This window comes from Halocalculus aciditolerans (genome assembly GCF_014647475.1).
In the GTDB taxonomy this organism is placed as follows: Archaea; Halobacteriota; Halobacteria; order Halobacteriales; family Halobacteriaceae; genus Halocalculus; species Halocalculus aciditolerans.
In genome coordinates this window covers 1-1,532 of record NZ_BMPG01000016.1, presented here as the reverse complement: position 1 = coordinate 1,532, position 1,532 = coordinate 1, and the positions used below count along the sequence as shown (strand labels likewise).

General features: G+C 44.7%; 2 protein-coding genes. One reads left to right on the top strand and one right to left on the bottom strand.

Going from position 1 to position 1,532, the window contains the following annotated elements; all coding sequences use genetic code 11:
- On the top strand, positions 1–287 hold a 287-nt coding region (locus IEY26_RS17605), incomplete at its 5' end, for a hypothetical protein (protein ID WP_229774211.1).
- Positions 288–1,104: 817 nt separating this feature from the next.
- Here the strand turns inward: IEY26_RS17605 and IEY26_RS17405 are convergent.
- Complete coding sequence (locus tag IEY26_RS17405) at positions 1,105–1,326, bottom strand: hypothetical protein (protein WP_171518328.1); 222 nt, start codon at positions 1,324–1,326, stop codon at positions 1,105–1,107.
- Positions 1,327–1,532: the final 206 nt, after the last annotated feature.

Sequence of the window (1,532 nt, the reverse complement as noted above, 5' to 3'; positions counted from 1 at the left end):
CCAAATTAGCAGTTGGTTTTAATGAGCCAAAATCAGCCAAAAAGTTGAACGCCCCTCCCAAAACACAATTTTCCGGAAAACTTAACCGGCAAAATTTGAGAAAGCACCAGACACCACATGTTACACAAACCCCAACAAGCCATCACACCAACCCCAACACAACCCACCCACACGGTGGCTTAATATATAATAGAAACATAGCACATGATAAAGCCACATCACATATAACATATTCTAAACTGCGGCTCCTAGCCTACGGAGCCTACTGTCTTACTTCGGATTCTTAGCATCACCCGAAGTATAACACCCTCACAACACTCGGAACCCCAACACCATAATGCAACCCCACCCCACCCCAATAATATAACCCCACCCCACCCCAATAATATAACCCCACCCCACCCCAATAATATAACCCCACCCCACCCCAATAATATAACCCCACCCCACCCCAATAATATAACCCCACCCCACCATACACAAGAACAACCCTAAGTAGCAATAAACGGAATGCGACGCCATAACACCAACCCCACACCAACACAAACATCAAACGATGTATACCACAATACAGCGTTTGACTCGTGGCGGTAATAACAACCGCCATCGTAGCGCCAGCGAACTGACGCCACTTTCGTTCACGTCAAACTTCGTCATGTCTAATATCACCATATCAATTCGATTAGGTTTGGTCACGGATCCATCGCCCATCCTATATTACACCAACCCCAATCGAACCCCACCTCCCCGAAAAATCGCTGTTTTTGGGCCAAATTAGCAGTTGGTTTTAATGAGCCAAAATCAGCCAAAAAGTTGAACGCCCCTCCCAAAACAGAGTTTTCGCGAATTCTGGGACACGCTATCGTCGCAATTTTAACAAGACAACACAACATTCCAACACAACATACTGCACAAGCATCCAAACCACCCCACCCACATCAAGCAACGCACAGGTGTCATATCACCACCCAATCAAACATTTATGAAGATAAGATAAACATATAAACATACATATCGAATAAATGTTTGACTGTTGATGGTACTGCGCTGCACTCGCCAACTAATCATGGTCACGGAATATAACTAACAATCAACGCAATGTACTCAAATATAATCGTGTCGCAACAATCCAACCATATCACCCACACAACCCCATTGATAACAACCCCACACCACTGCAACACCAAAATACCACCCCACCAACGTAACAACAAGTAACACATACCCTACACCACCAACATCATACACACCACCAACAATCAACACATCAGCAACCAACATAGTGCCACCAATAATACCACCACCCACAAAAGCACCAACCAACATCACCCCACAACACCTAACACCACCAACAACCAACACACTGCAAACAACAAACAACAAACAACACATGCAACCTAAACACCTGCAACAACATTACAAACCCAAACACGCCAGGCAACAACCAAATCAAAAATTCCAAAATGTATCGCCCATCCTATATTACACCAACCCCAATCGAACCCCACCTCCCCGAAAAATCGCTGTTTTTG

Excerpts from the sequence above, each read along its gene's own strand:
- IEY26_RS17405 (WP_171518328.1), bottom strand. The coding sequence starts at position 1,326 with ATGTTGGTTGGTGCTTTTGTGGGTGGTGGTATTATTGGTGGCACTATG.